Genomic DNA, 13,384 nt, shown 5'->3' on the forward strand with positions numbered 1-13,384 from the left:
TTTCCTCGCTACTGAACCGTCGCTCGTTATGGTTGGGTGATGCGGGTGTAGGAATCGGGGCGGCGGTCGCGGTAGAACTGCCAGTCATCACGCACCGCCCGCACCATGTCCAAGTCCAGATCCCGGATCACGACCTCCTCATCCTCCCCCGACCCGTACCCGCCGATAATGTTGCCCTGCGGATCCGCGAACTGACTATTCCCGTAAAACGTCACCGCCTCATCGCCGTACTCGTTATCCTCACGCCCCACCCGGTTCGCCGCCGCCACAAAATACCCATTCGCCGCCGCAGCAGCCGGCTGCTCCAACTCCCACAACCGGTTCGACAAACCCGGCTTGGTCGCATTCGGATTAAACACAATCTGCGCCCCACCCAAACCCAACTCCCGCCAGCCCTCCGGGAAATGCCGGTCATAACAGATGTACACACCCACCGGCCCCACAGCCGTCGCGAAAACCGGATACCCCAAATTCCCCGGCCGGAAATAGAACTTCTCCCAAAACTTCTCCAAATGCGGAATGTGATGCTTACGGTACTTCCCCAGGATGGTCCCGTCCGCATCCACCACCACCGCCGTGTTGTAATACACCCCCGGCTGGTCCTCCTCATAAATCGGCAACACCATCACCAGATTCAGTTCCTTGGCCAGGGCGGCGAAACGCTGCACGATCGGCCCATCCGCCGCCTCCGCATACCCGTAATACTTCTTATCCTGCGTAATCCCGAAATACGGGCCGTAAAACAGTTCCTGAAAACAAATCACCCGCGCACCAGCAGCCGCCGCCTCCCGGGCAAACCCTTCATGCTTATCCAACATCGACGCCTTATCACCCGTCCACCGCGTCTGCGTAATCGCCGCACGAACAACATTCGAACCACTCTCGGTCATGGCACCTACCTCACCTTCTCCGTGGATCGGCGCGCCGGGCCACAGAATGAAATCAATCTCGGTGACCGAAAGCATCCGCATTCGGTCTGCCGAGCCGGGCTGCACTGCCCGTCTTTGCGCTCAGGTTGAATATTACCCTAACGTTTGTGTAGTCGCTATGACCGCAAACAGATGCCAATCTGCATCCGCGCAAACCGAAGCGACGAAGGCGGTTTCGGCATCCTGAACGACCCACCCGTCCCGGGCATTCTGCGCGGAGGCAGCCCAAGCAGGTGAGACGGTCGGCCTGATATCTCGTGGCATCACCTCGACGCCCGGAATGCATAAGCGTGCCGGCGTCCCGAGCTCGGACCGGAGCCGTCATTTGTGTTTGTGTGGTTTCAGGTATTCGCGTTTGGTGTACCAGCCGGGTGGGCTGAAGACGGGTTTGCCGCGAACCATCTTGACGGTGAATTCCCCACGTTCGACAAGGCGGTGATCGAACCAGCAGAGCAGGCAGCCGTTGTCGATTTCGGTGGGTCCGCCCTCACTGTCGGGGATGACATGATGAGCCTCGGCCAGGTACGCCGGGATTCTGCAACCGGGTCTCGCGCAGGTGGGTCCGTCACGGGCGACCATCGCCTTGCGTTGCGACGGGGTGAAGAAACGCGCCTTGGAGAACAGGTCGATCACCCGCCCACCGGCGTCGACGGTGACCTGTTGGGTGCCGCCGTCGCAGGCGATCTGCCGGATCGTCGCGGCCGGTAACGGCTGATCGGTGCCGACCGCCACCCCGTAACCTTCACCGGCGTCCAGGTCGGTCTGCTGCACGATTGCTAACACGGTCGGGGCGGCACCCTGCAATTGCGGAGTCAGCCCGATCCGGGCGGCGCCCTCGCACAACGCGGTCAGAATGTCCGCGCGTTGCTGATCGGTAGTGCGCGGATCCCGCATCACACCCGACTCACCGTCACCGGTCACACCGTCACCGGTCGCGCCCTCGCCTACAGTGCCCGGATCCGCGGCGTTCTCACCGGCCGCGCCCACGACGGCGCCCCGTGCGCCGTCTTCGTCCGCGGCCAGGAACGCCGGGGCCGTGCGCGGGGACAGGAACGCGTCGAAGACCGGGACGATGATCGCCTCCTGCGCCGGCGGCAACGCCCCGTCAACGCCCAGCATCCCATCGGCCCTGCGGAAGAACCGGATACCCCGTTTGGCCACCAGGCGGTCATCCCGCGGCTGGATGCCGTCTTGATCCAACCGGTCCCTAAACGCCGCCGCCTGCCCGCGGAGCAAATCCGCACACACCGGCGGCGCCTCCCGCGTACCGACCGCGTTGCCCACCAGCGTGGCCTCCGCCCACGCCACCGCCTCGACCGGGATGCTGCGCGGCAACACCTTCAACGTGGTTGTGATCACATCGGCCGCATCAATACCGATCACCCCACCGGCCAGAGCCTCCCGGACGGCCGGGAACAGTGCCGGCAACGGCAACCCCACATCCGAGATCCGCGGTGCCGCCTGGCCGGCGACCCGCACCCGTTGCCGCGCCGTACGCGCGGACACCCCCGTCACCCGCTCAATCAACTGCGCAGCCGACGCACACCCGTGCCGGGCAGCCAACCCCTCAAACCCCGCCGTACGCGGCGACCGGACCGCGATCTCCGCCGCCACCACAACATGACCGTGATCAACCAGCCGAGTCAAACCCTCCAGACCGGCGGCGAACCACAACAAACCATCCGCACTTAACACCGTCGGATCGACCTCCGCAAGCCGAGCCAACGCCTCACGCGCGCCGTCGATAATCGCATGCGTGGCAGCATCCGCCACCGCCGGAACACCACCCACCGCCCCACCAGCCGCCCCAGCCCCACCCCCGAGACCACCGGCCGCCCTGCCAAAACCACCGGCCGTAACACCGAAATCGGTGCCGAAAGCGTCGGCCGGGATGCCGGTCGGATCGGGGGCTGCTGCCATGTTGCTCATGACTACAGTCCATCACCAACCACCGACACTACGACCCCGTAAATGGCCGGTCAACCTCGAATTGTGGATAAGAATCCAAACTCATCCCTGGGGAGGACAAGGCACGCCACCGCTGCCCTGCGATAGCTCGACAACGCACTAACCCGCTAACCCGCCAACCCGCCAAGCCACCAAGCCACCAAGCCGCCAACCCGACAACGCGCCAAGCCACCAACCCGACAACGCGCCAACGCGCCAAGCGCAATGATCACTCAAACTTTGCGCGGGAGGCCACCTTCACATTGGCCGCGGCAATGCCGCTTGTCGTCGGCAGCCGCAAGTACGCCGGATTCGCGCAGCGGATGCCTACGGCACGTCTTCGCGCGAGCGGCCAGCGTGTGCCCCGCTTAGAGCGTCGCCCGTTTGAGAAACTGCCCTCTCCCGGCAGCGCCGACATACTTTCCGTATTCTGCGATCAGATCGCCCCGCGAGTAGACGGCTGCTATCGCGCCGGGCAGGTCCCACCCTTCATAGGGCGTGTAGTCCATCCGTTGGTTCTGAGTTGCGGCGCTGATCGCGGTGCGGCCTTTCGGGTCGAAGACGACAATGTCGGCATCGGACCCAGGCGCAATCACGCCCTTCTTCGGATACAGGCCGAATTGGCGTGCCGGCGCCGTGGACGTGAGCTCGACGAACTTTTCCAGAGTGATCCGGTTCTGACTGACGCCCTCGCCGTAGACCACGGAGAGCCGGTGCTCGACGCCGGGCCCCCCATTGGGTATCAGCCGGAAGTCGGCTTGCCCCAAGCGCTTCTTCTCCGCGAAACAGAACGGGCAGTGGTCGGAGCTGACGACGCTCAGAGTTCCCGCTCGCAGCCCGCGCCACAAGGCCGCTCGATGCTCTTCCGACCGCAGTGGCGGTGTCAGCACCACCTTCGCGGCTTCGAATCCCGGCTGATCGTACAGCGAGCGATCCAGCGTCAAGTAGTGTGTGCAGGTTTCTCCGGCAACTGCCCAATCGGCGGACTGCGCCGCGGCCACGGCTTCAACGGCGCCTTCCGTGGACAGGTGTACAAAATAGATCGGGGCATCCGCCATTCGAGAGATCGTGATTGCCCGCTGGACCGCTTCGACCTCAGTCGCCGGGGGTCGGGAGATCTCGTGCGATCCAGGGCCCGTCTTCCCCGCCGCTACAAGATCTGCTGCGAGCCGATCGATGACATCACCGTTTTCCGCATGAATGCAGACCTGCCCACCAACGCGACTCGACTGGCGGAGCACCTCGAACAGTTCTCCGTCATGCAGCATGAGGGTGCCACGGTAGGCCATGAAGACTTTGAAGCTGGTGACACCCGACCGCATGATGTCCGCAAATTCGTCCGTTGCTCCGTCGTACAGGTTCGTGATGCACATGTGAAAGCCGTAATCGATGACAGCCTTGCCGTCGGCCTTCTTGTGATGGTTCTCCAGCGAACCGAGGAGCGTGTCGCCAGCGGTCTGCATCGCGAAATCCACGACGGTCGTCGTGCCGCCGCACGCAGCAGCCCGGGTGCCGCTCTCGAAATCGTCAGCGGTTGTCGTGCCCATCATCGGGGAATCGATGTGGGTGTGCACGTCAACACCGCCGGGCAACAACAGCCGACCGCTGCAATCAACTCGTTCTACACCGTCGATGACGAGACCCGTGAAATCACCGATCGCCTCGACCTTCCCATCCTTAATCAGCACATCGGCGTCAACCTGACCGCCACTGTTGACGACCCGCCCACCGGTCAGCATCGTGTACGTCAATTTTCGATCTCCTCTGGTTCGATGTTGTGCTTGCGGACACTGCTTGCCGTCGAATCGCGCACGATCAACTCGGGCTTCAACATCTCGGACTCAACCGGCTTGCCGCGAAGCCGCATCAGGAGGAGTTCGAACGCCCGTCGACCCATCTCGTGCATGGGCGAACGCACGGTCGTCAACGATACGGATAGCTCGGCAGCGAGGGGCGTGTCGTTGAATCCCACCAAAGCGAGATCGGTTGGAACGGTGAGCCGGCGGTCGCGGAGCACCCCGAGCGCACCGAGCGCCGAATAGTCGTTGGTGGCGAAAATCGCGTCTGGGACTCCGCCCGCGGCCAGTATCGTCTCTGTGCCGCTGCGGCCGCCGGCCGCATTGATGTCCCCGTACACGACTCGATGCTCCGGGATCGCGATGCCCGCATCGCGGAAGACGTCGATCGCACCCTGCGTGCGGTTCTTAAATGTCACGGCGTATGGCGGACCACCAAGGATCGCGATGTCCCTGCGTCCGGTCGCGAGCAGGTGTTCACCGACGAGCCGCCCGCCGAGATAGTCGTCACCGGTGACCGAAACGTGCCTCGGGTCGCCGCGACTGACCAGTACGAACGGAACCTCTTCTTCCGCCAACTCATCGAGAAAGGTTTCTCCCAGCTGGGCATCACCGAAGATCATCCCGTCGACGCGTCGCGCAAGCATCATCCGGGTGCGAATACGCTGGTTCTCCGGCGAGTCAAGCGAGTTGGTGACGAAGGTCGAGAACCCGTTCTCGATGGCAGCTTCCTCGATGCCCTCGTAGATCGTCGCGAGTACGAAGTCTTGCAGCCGTGGCACGATCACGCCCACCAACGACGATCGTGCAGTACGCAGGCTCGCCGCGTGCGGGTTCGGGTGGTAGTTCAACTCACGAGCCAGGCTCTGCACGCGTTCGACCGTCTCGGGCGCCGCCCAGCGTCCGACATCGCTCCCCGGGGTGTTGAGCACACGGGACACCGTCGAAACATGCAGCCCCAGGATCTCCGACATCATTCGCAATGTGACCGGGCGGCTCTTCGCAGGACTCACGGCAACCTCATTCATTGAGACAAAGCACCGGATGCACGATGCGGACAACCACTATCCCCAAGCCCGAACGGAGACGCCGTCATCATATCGGGGCGAGGTGCTCCTGCGCACGCTCCGCGCCGTGCAATAGGCAAACGATTGGGCCCCTGATAGCGTGGAGCCAATGGACCGCACTCAAGCGGGTTCCTCGATGTCGAGTCGTAGCAGAGTCGTAGCAGAGTCGTAGCAGCGTCGTAACGGCGTCGAAGCGGCGTCATAGCCACCGAGGCCAGTGCAGATTTCGGAGGTCAGTGAAGATTTCTAAGGTGCTTGTTCTTTCTACCGGCGGCACGATTTCGTCGCGGCAAAGCGTGCGCGGCGGTCTGGTGGCGACGGATGGCGCCGAACAGCTGTTGTCTCGCGTTTCCATAGCGGGTCCCCGCGCGTCACACGGCGCGGCCGATGTCGCGACCGCCCACCCGACCGCCCACGCCCAGAACCTCGACATCGAGGTGCAGGACGTCCTCAAAGTGCTCAGCTTTCTTCTTCAGCCCGCGGACATGCTGGAGATCGCCCGCAGAATTCGCGCGGGCCTGGCCGACGCGGCCATCGCCGGCGTTGTTGTCACCCACGGAACCGACACGATGGAGGAGACCGCGTTCCTCGCCGACCTCGTGCACGCCGATTCACGCCCGGTCGTCTTCACCGGCGCCCAACGATCTGCGGATGCCCCGGATGCGGATGGTCCGCGCAACCTGTCCGACGCGATCGCGGTGGCGGCATCCGACGACGCACGCGGCCTGGGCGCGATGATCGTCTTCGACGGGCTGATCTTCGCCGCCTCGGGCACGCGGAAGGCTCACACGATCGCGCCAGCGGCTTTCGCATCGGCGTCGGGCGGGCCGATCGGCCGGGTGCGCGACGGCGCAGTCATCGTCGATGCCTCGCCAAGACGAGCGGCACCGATCTCACTCGACACCATTGATCTGACCGACGCTACCGTCGACATCGTCCCGGTCTATCCCGGCGTAAGCGCCGGCGCGCTGCACGCTGTCGTCGCCGCCGGCGCCACCGGAATCGTGCTTGAGGCGACGGGCGCCGGCAACGCAAATCCGGAGTTCTGTCGCGAGGTCGCGCAGCTCACCGCCCGGGGCGTCGTCGTCGCGCTGTCCACGCGGGTTCCGGCCGGACCGGTTACCCCGCTCTATGCGTCCGGGGGTGGCGTCGACCTGGTCGCCGCCGGTGCCATCCCGATCGGCACATTGCGATCCTCGCAAGCCCGGATGCTGCTGCTCGCCCTCCTGGGCAGCCTCCGCGACCCAGCGCTGGTTCGCTCAGAACTGAGCCGCCGATGTGGCCGGCACAGCTGACTGAAAGGAATGATTGAAAATGGCAAAGAACATTCGCGTCGCTTTCGGAGTCGACCTTGACGCCGTCGCGGGCTGGCTGGGATCGTATGGCGGTGAGAACTCGCCCGATGACATCTCTCGAGGCATGTTCGCGGGGGAGGTCGGAACGCCCCGCGTGCTCAATCTGTTCAAGCGCTATGACCTGCGCACAACATGGTTTCTGCCCGGCCATTCGATCGAGACGTTCCCAGACCAGACCCGCATGATCGTCGATGCCGGGCACGAGGTGGGTGTGCACGGCTATTCGCACGAGAACCCGATCGCGATGACGCGCGAGCAGGAGAGTGCCGTGCTGGACCGCTCGATCGAGCTCATCGAACGCACGACTGGCAAGCGCCCGACCGGCTGCGTTGCACCCTGGTGGGAATTCTCGCCGGTGACCTCGGAACTGCTGATCGAGCGAGGGATCAAGTACGACCACTCGCTCATGCACAACGACTTCACTCCCTATTACACGCGCGTCGGCGACACCTGGACGAACATCGACTACTCGCAGCCGGCGGAGACCTGGATGAAGCCGCTGGTGCGCGGCGAGGAGACCAGCCTCGTCGAGATTCCTGCCAACTGGTATCTGGACGACCTGCCGCCCATGATGTTCATCAAGGCCAGCCCGAACAGTCACGGTTTCGTGAGCCCACGCGAGCTCGAGCAGACCTGGCGCGACCAGTTCGACTGGGTCTATCGCGAGATGGACGACGCGATCTTCCCGATGACGATCCATCCGGATGTGTCAGGGCGCCCGCAGGTGCTGCTCATGCTTGAGCGGTTGATCGAGCACATCAACGGGCATGACGGCATCCATTGGTCAACATTCGACGAGATCGCCGACGATTTCATCGCCCGCAACCCGCGGCCCTGAGCTGCTGAGCGCGCTGCAAACGTGGCCCGTTCTGCGCCAACTTGTGCACGGTGCGCCACTTCAGGTGGCGCACCGTGCAACAGGTGGCGCACCGACCAACGCTCGGCGGCGCCTACTGTTTCGCCACCAAGGTGAGCACGTCGTAGGTTGCGACGATCTCGTCGTTCTGATTTGTCAGAACGGCATCCCAGCGCACCTCGCCGTAGTCGTCGGTCTCGCGCGGGGTGATCTGCTTCGCCGTCAACGCCACCCGGATGCTGTCCCCCGGCGACACTGGAGTCACGAACCGCAGATTCTCCAGCCCGTAATTCGCCAACACCGGCCCAGGGGCCGGGTCGACGAACAGGCCGGCCGCGAACGAAACGAGCAGATAACCATGTGCGACCCGACCGGGGAAGAACGGATTCGCCGCCGCGGCCTCCTCGTCCATGTGCGCATAGAACGTGTCGCCGGTGAACTGCGCGAAGTGTTCGATGTCTTCCAGGCTCACAACGCGCGATTCTGAGACGACCTGGTCGCCGAGTCGCAGTTCTGCCAGCGATTTGCGGAACGGATGCGCGCCATCCGCCCGCACGCTCGCGCCCGCATGCCACACCCCGGTGATCGCCGTCAGCAACTCCGGGGTGCCCTGGATTGCCGTGCGCTGCATGTAGTGCAACACTGCGCGAATGCCGCCGAGCTCCTCCCCGCCGCCGGCCCGCCCCGGGCCACCGTGCACGAGATGCGGCACCGGCGAACCGTGCCCGGTCGAGGTGCGGGCGTCATCCCGATCGAGCATCAGCACGCGCCCGTTGTACGCGGCAATGCCGCTCATCAGTTCGGTTGCGATCCGTGGGTCGCGGGTGGCGATGCTCGTCACCAGCGAACCGCCGCCCTGCGCGACCAGCGCGACGGCCTCTGCGGTCGAGTCGTACGCGATCACGCTCGACACCGGCCCAAACGCCTCGATCTGATGCACGGCGGGGGCCCCGCCGTCGGTGAAGTAGAGCAGCATCGGGTCGATGAACGCGCCGGTCTCGGTCCCTGAGCTTGTTCCGGTCCCTGAGCCGGTCTCGGTCCCTGCGCCAGCCTCGGTCCCTGAACCGCTCTCGATCCCTGAGCCGGCCTCGGTCCCTGAGGTTGCCGAAGGGCCCGGCGCTTCGGCAAGCTCAGCGACCGGAAACCCAGCGACCGGAAACCCAGCGACCGAGCCAACGACCACCTGGCCGCCGCCAGCGATCAGTTCCTGCACGCGTCGGCGCACTTCGTCGCGTTGCGCAAGCGACACGAGCGGCCCCATGGTCACGCCCTCCTCGCGTGGGTCGCCGACGACGACGCGATCCGCGATCCGCACGGCAACGGCGTCGATGACCGGCTTGACGGATGCCCGCGGCACGATCGCACGCCGGATCGCCGTGCACTTCTGGCCGGCCTTCACCGTCATCTCGGTGACGAGCTGCCTCACGAACGCGTCGAATTCTGGGGTGCCCTCGACAGCGTCCGCCCCGAGTACGGATGCGTTGATCGAGTCGGTCTCGCTCGTGAACCGCACGCCGCCGGTCTGGATCGAGTCGTGCGCGCGCAGCCGTTCAGCGGTCGACGCCGACCCGGTGAATGAAACGAGGTCGCCGAGACGCAGTTCGTCGAACAGCGTCGGCACGGCGCCGGAAACCAGCTGGAGCGAGCCGTCGGGCAGCAGCCCGGAGTCGACGAGAACGCGCACGAACGCTTCTGCCAGGTAGCCGCTCGGCGTCGCCGGCTTGATCAGGCTCGGTACGCCGGCAAGGAACGCGGGTGCGAACTTTTCGAGTGCGCCCCAGACCGGAAAGTTGAACGCGTTGATCTGCACGGCGACGCCCGGCAGCCGGGTATAGATATGCCGCCCGAGGAATGAACCGTCTTTCGACAGCGACTCGACCGGGCCATCGAGGTAGACCTGCGCGTTCGGCAGCTCGCGGCGGCCCTTCGACGAGTAGGTGAACAGCACACCGATGCCCCCATCGATGTCGACCCAGGAGTCCGCCTTCGTAGCGCCCGTGCGGGCCGAGAGCTCGTACAGTTCCGGCTTGTGCTCGGTGAGCACCTGCGCCATTTGTTTGAGCAACACGGCGCGCTGATGGAAGGTCAGGGTGCCGAGGGAGGCCTGCCCGACCGTGCGCGCGTAGTCGAGCGCCGCGCCGAGATCGAGGCCGCGTGTGCTGACTCGCGTCACGGGCTCGCCTGTGGATGCGTCGAGCACCTCGACCGCGCCGACCGTCGTGGCCGTCGTCGACCAGGCTCCGCCGACGTAGCTGGGCAGGATGTCGATCATGGTTGCACCTTTCGTTCGTTTCGGGCTCCGCTGGTCGAGCGGTGCCCTGAGGAGGCCGCCCGCGGCCGTATCGAAGGGGAGGCCGCCCGCGGCCGTATTGAGACGCCCCGAGCCGACCTACTGAGGTCTCGATACGCGTGCTCGCTGCGCTCGCGCGCTACTCGACCAACAACCGCGTGCTCGCTGCGCTCGCGCGCTACTCGACCAACAACTGGCGCTACCCGACCAGCGGGTATCACGACTCGTCCCAGCGGTAAAAGCCCTCGCCGGTCTTGCGGCCGAGTTTGCCTTCGGCAACGAGGGCCCGTAGCAACGCGGGCGGTTCGAACCGGTCGCCGAGCTCACCGTGCAGGTACTCGGCGATGCCGAGCCGCACGTCCAGCCCGACGACGTCCGTCAGCCGCAGCGGCCCGATCGGATGCTTGTAGCCCAGCACCATCGCCGCGTCGATATCCTCTGCGGATGCGACGCCCTCCTCGAGCATGCGAATCGCCTCCAACCCGAGTGCAAGTCCCAAGCGCGACGATGCGAAGCCGGGCGAATCCCGCACCGTCACCGGAGTCTTGCCGAGAGCGGCCACCCAGTCCTGCGCGTCCGAGACGAGCGCTGGCGTGGTCGCCGATCCGACGACGATCTCGACGAGACCCGAGGCCGGAACCGGATTGAAGAAATGCAATCCGACGAACCGCTGCGGCAGCGCGAGCGAAGCCGCCAGCGTGTCGATCGAGATCGACGATGTGTTGGTAGCGAGCGCGGCATCCGCCATCAGAACGGCCTCGACCCGGCGAAGAGCGTCGGTCTTGAGTGCCGGGTCCTCCGGCACGGCTTCGATCACGAGCCGCCGGCCCGCGAATTGTTCGACGGCGGTTCCGACGGCAAGCTGTGCCAGTAGCGCGTCGCGGGTCAGTGCCGTCCCAGCCGTGCCCGTCGCCCCACGCTCGATGCTCTGATCGAGCGCGTGCGCGATGCGGCCGCGCGCGGCATCCGCTTCGGTGTCGTTGCGCTCAACCACCACGACGGATGCGCCGGCCAGCAGGAACGCGTGCGCGATTCCGGCGCCCATCCGCCCGCCGCCGAGCACGCCGACAGGGAACTCGGTGAGGATCGACTCCGTCGCGACTCGAGCAGTGTCGCTCATCGCTGCTCCTCACGGTCGTCGCCGCGCGCACCGCTCGCCCGCGACCCCGAGCCACGCGTGCCGCGGGTGTGCTTGCGCTCGAGGAACTCGGTCATCCGCCGCGCCTTCTCCTCCGACTCGAACAGCACCGCCTGCGCCTGTGAGTCGATCAGTGGATGCTGCGAGCGCGCCGACCGGAACACCTCTTTCGTGTAGCGCGTGGCGAGGGCATCATTCGCGTCGATGCGTTCAGCGAGCGCAAGCGCTGCGTCCAACAGGGCGTTCGACGGATGCAACGCGCTGACGAGCCGCGCCGCGAGCGCCTCGTGGGCGTCGAGGATACGCCCGGTCAGCAGCATCTCCAACGCGAGCGGTTCGCCGACGAGCTCTTTCAACCGCCAGGTCGCACCGGCCGCGGCGATGATGCCGAGCCCGGTCTCCGGGTTGCCGATCTTCATGGTCGGCGAGCCGATCCGCAGGTCGGCGGCGTAGGCGAGTTCAGCACCGCCGCCGAGCGCGTAGCCGTCGATCGCGGCGATGACCGGCATCGGCAGGGCGGCGACTCGCTCGAAGACGGTCGCGTTGATAGCGGCGTGCGCATCCGCCGCTCGTCGTTCGCGCAGTTCGGCGATGTCAGCCCCGGAGGCGAATACGCCGTGTGAGCCGGTGATGATCAGGATGCGCGGGGTCGCCTCCAGCTCGGCGCAGAGCGAATGCACCGCGTCGACGAGCTCCTGATTGATCGCGTTGTGCACCTCGGGCCGGTCCAGGCGCGCGATCACCGTGTGCTCGCCGCGCTCGATCTCGAGCACGCTCACGAGACCCGCTCCACGATCAACGCCGTTCCTTGGCCGACGCCGACACACATCGTCGCGAGCCCGTACCGGGTGGCTTCTCGGTCCATCCGGTTCAGCAGCGTGACGACCAGCCGCGACCCGCTGGAGCCGAGCGGATGCCCGAGCGCGATCGCTCCGCCGTCCGCGTTGACGAGAGCGTCGTCCAGGCCGAGGCGGCGGATGCACGCGATCGACTGCGTCGCGAACGCCTCGTTCAACTCGATCGACCCGAGCTCATCAAGCCGGATGCCGCTGCGCTTCAGGGCCTTTTGCGTCGCCGGAACAGGACCCAACCCCATGATCTCCGGCGCAATCCCGGCGCTCGTGCCGACCACGATGCGGGCACGCGGGGCGAGTCCGTAGCGCTTAATCGCCGCGGCGCTGGCGACCACGATCGCGGATGCACCGTCGTTGAGCGGGCTGGCATTTCCCGCGGTGACGACGCTTCCGCCAGCCACAACCGGCCGAAGTGCTGCCAGCTTCTCCAGTGAGGTGTCCCGACGCGGACCCTCATCGACGAGCACATCGCTCCCGGCGGTCGGAACGGCCACGGTCTCAGCGGCGAAGCGGCCGGCATCCACCGCAGCGACGGCGCGCTGATGGCTGCGCAAGGCGAACGCATCCGCTTCTTCGCGGGTGATGCCGTCGATGCGGGCGACCTCCTCAGCAGTTTCGGACATCGAGAAGGTGGCCTTGTCGCGGGCCAGCAGCACCGGGTTGGGGAAGCGCCAGCCGATCGAGGTGTCGTACTGCGCGCCGGGCTTGGCGAACGCCTTCTGCGGTTTGGCCTGCACCCAGGGCGCGCGCGTCATCGACTCGACGCCGCCGGCGACGATCAGGTCGGCGTCGCCAGCGCGCACCGCCTGCGCCGCCATCGTGATCGCCGACATTCCGGATGCGCACAACCGGTTCACCGTGATCCCCGACACCGCGTCGGGCAAGCCTGCCAGCAGCACGGCCATGCGGGCGACGTTGCGGTTGTCTTCGCCTGCCTGGTTGGCGGCGCCGAAGATCACGTCGTCGAGGGCATCCGGTTCAAGGTTGCGCGGGTCGAGACCCGCACGGCGCAGCGCCTCGCCGATGACGAGCGCTGCCAGATCGTCGGGTCGCACGCTGGAGAGCGCCCCGCCGTAACGACCGACCGGCGTGCGAACGCCGCCCACCAGATAGGCCTCCGCCATGCTTGCTCCCGACCGCGTCGTCTGTCGA

The 13,384-nt window shown here is 65.8% G+C and carries 10 protein-coding genes; 2 read left to right on the top strand and 8 right to left on the bottom strand.

Translation table 11 applies throughout. From position 1 onward, the window contains the following. Positions 1 to 26: 26 nt before the first annotated feature. From QU604_RS19495 to QU604_RS19510, 4 genes are all read right to left on the bottom strand, one after another. Positions 27 to 890 carry a nitrilase-related carbon-nitrogen hydrolase gene (locus QU604_RS19495; RefSeq protein ID WP_308468985.1) on the bottom strand — a complete coding sequence of 288 codons (864 nt, stop codon included), beginning with the start codon at positions 888 to 890 and terminating at the stop codon, positions 27 to 29. Between the two features lie 360 nt (positions 891 to 1,250). After that, entirely contained in the window at positions 1,251 to 2,858 is a 1,608-nt protein-coding gene (locus QU604_RS19500; protein ID WP_308466254.1) for an HNH endonuclease signature motif containing protein, read from the bottom strand. Between the two features lie 386 nt (positions 2,859 to 3,244). Then, positions 3,245 to 4,627 carry a dihydropyrimidinase gene (gene hydA / locus QU604_RS19505; protein WP_308466256.1) on the bottom strand — a complete coding sequence of 461 codons (1,383 nt, stop codon included), beginning with the start codon at positions 4,625 to 4,627 and terminating at the stop codon, positions 3,245 to 3,247. Then, positions 4,624 to 5,685 (bottom strand): LacI family DNA-binding transcriptional regulator, encoded by a 1,062-nt coding sequence (locus QU604_RS19510; RefSeq protein WP_308466257.1) that lies wholly within the window; start codon positions 5,683 to 5,685, stop codon positions 4,624 to 4,626. Before QU604_RS19510 ends, hydA begins: the two co-directional genes overlap by 4 nt. A gap of 305 nt (positions 5,686 to 5,990) precedes the next feature. On the opposite strand from QU604_RS19510, the gene QU604_RS19515 reads away from it, so the two are divergent. Together QU604_RS19515 and QU604_RS19520 are read left to right on the top strand one after the other, a co-directional pair. Beyond that, positions 5,991 to 7,034 carry an asparaginase gene (locus QU604_RS19515; protein ID WP_308466258.1) on the top strand — a complete coding sequence of 348 codons (1,044 nt, stop codon included), beginning with the start codon at positions 5,991 to 5,993 and terminating at the stop codon, positions 7,032 to 7,034. 19 nt (positions 7,035 to 7,053) lie between these two features. Next, the gene (locus QU604_RS19520) at positions 7,054 to 7,932 is read left to right on the top strand and encodes a polysaccharide deacetylase family protein (protein ID WP_308466259.1); all 879 of its coding nucleotides are present in this window, start codon (positions 7,054 to 7,056) and stop codon (positions 7,930 to 7,932) included. Between the two features lie 112 nt (positions 7,933 to 8,044). Here the strand turns inward: QU604_RS19520 and QU604_RS19525 are convergent, their stop codons facing one another. The 4 genes from QU604_RS19525 to QU604_RS19540 form a co-directional block, all read right to left on the bottom strand. Beyond that, a complete protein-coding gene (locus tag QU604_RS19525) occupies positions 8,045 to 10,222 on the bottom strand; it encodes an aldehyde dehydrogenase family protein (RefSeq protein ID WP_308466260.1) in 2,178 nt (725 codons plus the stop codon). Between the two features lie 235 nt (positions 10,223 to 10,457). After that, positions 10,458 to 11,360, bottom strand: a complete 903-nt coding sequence (locus tag QU604_RS19530; protein WP_308466261.1) for a 3-hydroxyacyl-CoA dehydrogenase family protein — start codon at positions 11,358 to 11,360, stop codon at positions 10,458 to 10,460. Further along, the gene (locus tag QU604_RS19535) at positions 11,357 to 12,157 is read right to left on the bottom strand and encodes an enoyl-CoA hydratase/isomerase family protein (protein WP_308466262.1); all 801 of its coding nucleotides are present in this window, start codon (positions 12,155 to 12,157) and stop codon (positions 11,357 to 11,359) included. Before QU604_RS19535 ends, QU604_RS19530 begins: the two co-directional genes overlap by 4 nt. Next, positions 12,154 to 13,356 (bottom strand): acetyl-CoA C-acyltransferase, encoded by a 1,203-nt coding sequence (locus QU604_RS19540; protein WP_308466263.1) that lies wholly within the window; start codon positions 13,354 to 13,356, stop codon positions 12,154 to 12,156. The genes QU604_RS19535 and QU604_RS19540 overlap by 4 nt, the downstream gene beginning before the upstream one ends. Positions 13,357 to 13,384: the final 28 nt, after the last annotated feature.

The organism is Rathayibacter sp. SW19, from assembly GCF_030866825.1.
GTDB classification, from domain to species: Bacteria; Actinomycetota; Actinomycetes; order Actinomycetales; family Microbacteriaceae; genus Rathayibacter_A; species Rathayibacter_A soli.